At 58.9% G+C, this 6,111-nt stretch carries 6 protein-coding genes and 1 pseudogene; 2 read left to right on the forward strand and 5 right to left on the reverse strand.

Annotation, left to right across the window (positions count from 1 at the left end; all coding sequences use genetic code 11):
- The 4 genes and pseudogenes from JNL55_RS19165 to JNL55_RS19180 form a co-directional block, all read right to left on the reverse strand.
- Positions 1-298, reverse strand: a pseudogene (locus JNL55_RS19165) (hypothetical protein); the annotation flags it as partial.
- A 539-nt stretch (positions 299-837) separates the two neighbouring features.
- Positions 838-1,467 carry a hypothetical protein gene (locus JNL55_RS19170; protein ID WP_293857300.1) on the reverse strand — a complete coding sequence of 210 codons (630 nt, stop codon included), beginning with the start codon at positions 1,465-1,467 and terminating at the stop codon, positions 838-840.
- 222 nt (positions 1,468-1,689) lie between these two features.
- Positions 1,690-2,490, reverse strand: coding sequence for a helix-turn-helix transcriptional regulator (locus tag JNL55_RS19175; protein ID WP_293857303.1), 801 nt, complete (start codon positions 2,488-2,490; stop codon positions 1,690-1,692).
- Positions 2,491-2,764: 274 nt separating this feature from the next.
- The gene (locus JNL55_RS19180) at positions 2,765-3,073 is read right to left on the reverse strand and encodes a hypothetical protein (protein WP_293857306.1); all 309 of its coding nucleotides are present in this window, start codon (positions 3,071-3,073) and stop codon (positions 2,765-2,767) included.
- A 233-nt stretch (positions 3,074-3,306) separates the two neighbouring features.
- On the opposite strand from JNL55_RS19180, the gene JNL55_RS19185 reads away from it, so the two are divergent.
- A complete protein-coding gene (locus tag JNL55_RS19185) occupies positions 3,307-3,597 on the forward strand; it encodes a type II toxin-antitoxin system ParD family antitoxin (RefSeq protein WP_293857309.1) in 291 nt (96 codons plus the stop codon).
- Complete coding sequence (locus JNL55_RS37475; RefSeq protein WP_415923112.1) at positions 3,594-3,956, forward strand: type II toxin-antitoxin system RelE/ParE family toxin; 363 nt, start codon at positions 3,594-3,596, stop codon at positions 3,954-3,956. Before JNL55_RS19185 ends, JNL55_RS37475 begins: the two co-directional genes overlap by 4 nt.
- An 805-nt stretch (positions 3,957-4,761) precedes the next feature.
- On the opposite strand, the gene ltrA is transcribed toward JNL55_RS37475, so the two are convergent.
- Complete coding sequence (ltrA, locus tag JNL55_RS19195) at positions 4,762-6,054, reverse strand: group II intron reverse transcriptase/maturase (RefSeq protein WP_293857315.1); 1,293 nt, start codon at positions 6,052-6,054, stop codon at positions 4,762-4,764.
- Positions 6,055-6,111 lie beyond the last annotated feature (57 nt).

Raw genomic sequence — 6,111 nt, forward strand, 5'->3', positions numbered from 1 at the left:
ACTCCCGGCGAAGGGTTCCCAGAACGCGTTCGCAGAGGGCATTCGCTTTTGGACTTCTCGGTGGGCTCTTCAATACGCGCAGCCCCAACCGCCGGATGGACTCATCCACCTCGGCCGAGAAGATGCTGTCGCGATCGTGCAGCAGGTATTCGTATCCCTCCTCGTATCCCACTGCTTCTCGCAGCTGCTGCCGCGTCCATTGCGCGGTCGGATGCGCTGTCACGTTAAAATGAATCAGTCGACGGCTATGATGTTCGATGACGACGAGCACGTACAGGACTCGGAACGTGCTGGTCACCGCGACACAGAAATCACAAGCGATAATGGCTCGCGCGTGATTGCGAAGGAAGGTCGACCATCGTTGATCTCCGCGCGGCCGGCCTGGCGCGGGTCGCGGCATGTACTTGGCCACCGTGCGCGGTGACACTTGAAGCCCAAGTTTCAATAGTAACTCGTTCGCGATGCGCTCTTGACCCCACCCAAGGTTCTCTCGCGCCATCCGACGGATCAGCTCGCGAAGTTCCTTCGGAATAGGTGGCCGCCCTGGTCGCGACTTCCATCGCCACCACAGCCGAAAGCCCGCTCGATGCCAGCGAATCAGCGTTTCAGGCTGAACGACCACCAACGCAGATCGCCAGTCGAAGCACCGCGATAGAAGCGTCAGCATCACTCGGGTCGCCGCATCCACCCGCCTCGGCTTCACGCCGCGCTCCCGATACAGCGCCAGCTGGCGGCGTAGAAATAGAATCTCCGCTTCCAACGACTCGCGCGGCCGAAATAGGAGCCCGCACCACTGGATCACGTCCCAGGCAAGTCGAACCATAGTGGAGAACGCACTCAGCACGCCAAGATCATGCCACAGTTACACAAGCTGGCCAGCCCCGACGCCACAATCCAATTTTTGCGGACCACAGCTGACAACGGTGACACCGATTCAGCGTGCTGGCATCGACTGCAGCGTCGCCGCGGCGGGCCAAGGAGATCCGCAAGCATCACTGCCTCACAACCACCGCTGCATCGTGCAAGTGACACGGCAACGGCCTCATCCAGACCTCGTGAAAGCAGCAGCAGATGATCCAGTTCGAGCGTGCCTCCACGAAAGCAGGCGAGATGCGCCTCGAACACGTCGCAGAAGCATTCGCCGATCTCTACACGACCGGGAGCGCGGGCCGGAGAACTGGAGGGCGCGACACTCGAAAACAGCCGCCACAACAAGGCGAGCACGGCCGCTTCATCACGCGTACGCTGCGTGGAGAAAAACGCTGCGAAGGACTTCGGCAGCGGACCGCGGCGGCGCATCTCGGTAGTCACCTGCCAACGCCGCCTCATTGTGGCCTGCTGGTGGCGTGACAATCCGGTCAGACGGAATACGGTGTGGGTGCGGGCCTGATGCGCCACCAAGCGCTGGGCGAGGTGTCGCCGTCGCAGCTCTTGGTCGATTGACTCCCTTGCGAAGTTCGCGTCCATGAACATCTCCCGTTCGCCGCGCTTACCCTGCAACGTAGGACAGCGGCAGAAATACCCAGAGAACTCGACCGACACAATGCCCTGATCAGGCCAGTTGACATGTGCATCGGCAACTCATCCGGCGCAATCTGGGTAGCTACCCTCCTGATGACATACCAACCGCAGATAGTGCAACCCACCTGAACGTCAGACGAACTGACGACTCCTATCAGCTCAGGTCGCTCAATGGGTCATGGGTCGTCGAGTGCGCACGATGTGCGAGAGTTGCACCACATCGCCGAAACAAATCTCGCGATGCTGAACAGCCCAAACCACAGCCTGGATGCGGGTCGAGACACCTAACCGACGCTTCGCCGATTCGATGTGCTTGTGTACGGTGTTCTCGCTGATGCCCAGCAACTGGCTGATATCCCAATCGGTCTTGCCCTGCGCCGCCAGCTCTAGACACTGACGTTCACGCACACTGAGCACGGGAGTCGCCTGAAGCGAGTTTTCTCGCGCAGCTCTCAAACTTTGGTGATAGCCCACAGCGGCGTAAAGATAAGTCGCCATAACCTGGACGGCACGGTACGCCCGCTCGTCAATCGAATCCGAATCCGGGATCACCGAGCATGAGGCTCGTATCGCGCCCGCGGTCCACGGCAGGTGGATCGGCACGGTGTAACCGTGCGCGATGCCAACGCTTGCCGCTTCTTGAAGAATGCGCTTCTGAGGCAGCGTGAGTAGAGCGTTGAACTCCGGCGTGTTCCACCGAAACGGCAAAAGGCTGCGCTCGGCGCGCTGAAACACCGGATCACACTGGTACAGTTTTCGCTCCGCGAAGGTGCCCGCCCAAGCGTCTGGATAGTTATGCAGCACGACAGCACTCTGCGGAGGATTGTTGGGATCAACATGGGAACAGCAAGCGAAATGCCGGAACCCCATATGTTCCAACGCTTGCTGGAAGGTGGCCGTCAATGCCGGCGCGGGCAGCGAGTGCTCGCAGCGCTCGATGAAGAGCTGCGTCCAATCGAACGGGTCCATGTCATTCAGCGTCGGCCCTCGCCCGGTATCGCGTTGTGACTGCGCTTATTCATGCGCAACCATTCCACCGCAGGCGCCGGCCCCTCATTGCTGGTTCGCGTTAATTAAGACATAGCCGGCCGATTGGCGTGCCTGTGGGAGATACGCATGGAGCTGCGAAACAACGGCAATATCCGCTGATTCAAAAGCCACTCGTGACAGAGCACGGCGCTCGCTGAACGCCGAATAGAGGCTCGTTGAATCGACAACCTGAACGACGATTCAACATTGATCGCTACCGTGACAGCAGGAACAGTATGCCCTGATAGATCGACATCAATATTAAACATCCCAGCGCCACACATAGCGTGACCCAGAAAGGAATCGGCGGCGGCACGCTCGACCCCAGGTACACCAAACCCGCCAGCACACTCAACACGGCAATCGCCGATAGCAGCAGTCGGACGAACGGCTCGAGGAAGGCCAACACAATCAGGATGAGCCAACGGATCAAGTTCAACGTGAACCAGAATGCTGCAAGAAGCAGGTTCACAATGACACCGCTCTCCTCCGGCGCCGACTGGCGGCCAAACTCCGTGCTCATCATGCTTCTCCATGCACAGTGCGCACCGAGCAGCGGCCCGGCGCGCGGTTGACTTATCATGCGCAACTGCGCCCCAAAGTCCATACGGTGAATTCGACGACGCTCTGCCGATAGCCTGAAACAGCCGCAGGTCGGCTGTTTCGACTCATGGAATTGGACTGCCCATCCGGCATTTTGAAGAAACGCGTTCTTATGGCATAATATGCCAATCTCACTAATGAGGCGCCTTACCCATGGCAACTCGCAACGTTGTTCTGACCGACCATCAGGAAAAGCTCATCGAGGGGCTGGTCTCCTCTGGACAGTATCAGAACGCGAGCGAAGTTCTGCGCGAAGGCCTGCGGCTTATTGAAAGACGCGATGCCGAAGACAAAGCTCGCATTAAGAATCTGCGCGAGGCTGCTCGACTTGGTATCGCGGATATGGACGCCGGTCGGTTTCGCGAGTTCACCTCCAGTGCGGACTTGCGATCCCACCTAGATACGTTGGCGCATTCGGCGGCAGGTCGAGCTCGTAAGCGTTGAGCCAGAAACCCCAGCGATGGCGCGTTCGACTGTCAGCGGCTGCCGAGGCTGATTTCGAACACATTGTTCAGTGGACGAGTGAGCAATTCGGCGCCGAGCAAGCGATCAACTATGGCGAAACGCTTTCGGCGGCGCTGGAAGCACTTTCGGATGGGCCTACCATTTGCGGCGTTAAAGCGCGCAGTGAACTTCTCAAGGGATTGTTCAGCCTGCACGTAGCGCGATTGGGACGCAAGGGTAGACACTTCATCATGTTTAGGCTCGCGCCTGCCAATTCCGGCTCGGTAATCGAAGTGTTGCGACTCCTGCATGACTCGATGGATCTGCAGCGACACCTCACCGCGGACGACGAGCAGTGACGCCCCGGGGCCTGCAATGATCTCGCCTGGCCAATCGAAGAACCTCGCGGTGATGCCCGCAATCTTCACCGTCCGACTTGCTAGGTCGAGCACAAAAGACTAACCCGCGCAGCGTAAGGACTTCTACCGCAAAGAAGTCAGTGGCCGCAATGCTGTCCCAGTGCGCTTTAAGAAAGGTCGACCACGACGTGCGCTTTCCCCGCTCAGGTGCCGGATCGATGCCATGCTCGGCCAGTACATTCGCGATCGTTCCGCGGCCAACGTCATACCCTAGGTTCGCCAACGCACCTTGAATTCGCGTATAACTCCAAATTCAATTCTCCAGTGCCATGCGACTGATAAGCTGGAGGATCACCTGGATCGTTCGAGGCTGACCGGGTCCGCGGCGATGGGTGTGTCCATTTCCGTGCGACCAACGTCCGATACCACCGCATCAGTGTATCCGGCGTGACCAACGTAGCGAGTTCGCTGAGCGCCTTGCGCCCCAACGCATACGCCCCTGCGTGCGAGTCGACGGCGTTCGGCATCCGTGAATCGAAGGCGTCGACCGCCGAGACGCTCTATCAACAATCGATTCTCTTCCCGTAGGTGTTCGATCGCCTCGAGCTGCCGACGATTGATCCAACCGGCGAGCAGCGTCAGGAGAAATTGCAGCGGCTGGATGGAGCGAAGCATCGTCATCAGTATACTGGGACACAACTCATCGAGTGCGCTCCCTCCTCGACTGAAACGATCGTTCGAAAGAGAGTAGACCTCGGGAGTTTCACCCCAAGTCCCTCGCAGAACCGTGCGGGACACTCGCATGTCACACGGCTCCCATTGTCCGTACCGCGACTCTCCCCGAGGGAAGCCAGTGAACAAACAGCCGGGGTTGCCGGCTCATCAACTTCATCAGCCATTCGTGAGCCCGTGTCGGCTTCCCCGCCAGTTTGCGGTACTTGCGCTGGGCCCATCGCTCCAGCTTCCGATCAATGTGCTCGTAGAACTGGCGCAACGCTGACTTGTAGAAGTGACTGTAATAGTTCATCCAGCCCCTGATGCGGTGATTGTACCGCCGGGCGAGCTCGTTCAGGCTGACGGAGGTTTGTCTCGGGAGATTCCACTCGCGGATCTCTTGTCTGATCCGCTTTGCTGCCGATCCACTGATGGCGGGTAGGAATCGCGTCCATATCTGCCCGTGCCGCCGTGTGCTTCTTCTGGGCCGGAACTCGTACCCCAGGAACGTGAAGCTCGTCCTGGGATATTCCTTCCGGCGCGCGCTGTCCTTGCAATAGACGAGGCCGGATTTCTCCGGATGCATTTCCAGTTTGCATTCCTTCAACCGTTCCTCGATGGCCGCCAGCAGCTTCTTCGCCTCAGCTTCGCTTCGGCAATGCGCTACAGCGTCATCCGCGTAACGGGAAAATGGAGTGTTCGGGTGCTCCCGCTCCATCCATTTATCGAAGGCATATGTCATGAACAAGTTCATCAGCACGGGGCCGATTACTGAGCCTTGCGGCACCCCTTGGGTCCGCTGGACGGGTTGTCCGTCCGGCGACACCGCTGGGGCTGTCAGCCACCGCTCGATGTACAGCAAGCACCAGGGGTCCTTCACGTGCTTTGCAATCGCCTTTCTCAACAGGCCCCAGTCGAGCTCGTCGAACGCACGACGGATGTCGAACTCGACAACCCAGTCGTACTCCCAGCATCGCTGGCGGGTATTGGCTACCGCGTCCGCGGCCGACTTTCCAAGCTGGTACCCGTGCGAGTCTGGATGAAAGACCCCAAAGAGGTCTCCTCCGATCCTCGAAACTACGACCTGTTGCGCGATCCGATCAGCAACCGTAGGCACTCCTAAGATTCTCACTCCTCCGTTCTTCTTCGATATCTCTATTCGCTTCACTGGCGGGGGGAAGTAACTCCCCGAGCTGAGGCGATTCCATAGCTTGTAGAGATTCTCTGTCAGGTCCGCCTCGAACATCTCCAGGCTCTCGCCATCGATGCCCGCTGCGCCCTGGTTCGCTCTCACTCGCCGGTAGGCTTCCAATACCCTCCTCTTGGGTATGTCATACGGCTTGGGAGATGTCACGGCCTCATCCTCATTTCCGAGTTGGTCCATGCCAGTTCCCAGACAACGCCGCCACATCGCTCCCCCTCCATTACAGAGGCTTCGACA

This window comes from Steroidobacter sp. (genome assembly GCF_016790065.1).
Taxonomy (GTDB): domain Bacteria; phylum Pseudomonadota; class Gammaproteobacteria; order Steroidobacterales; family Steroidobacteraceae; genus Steroidobacter.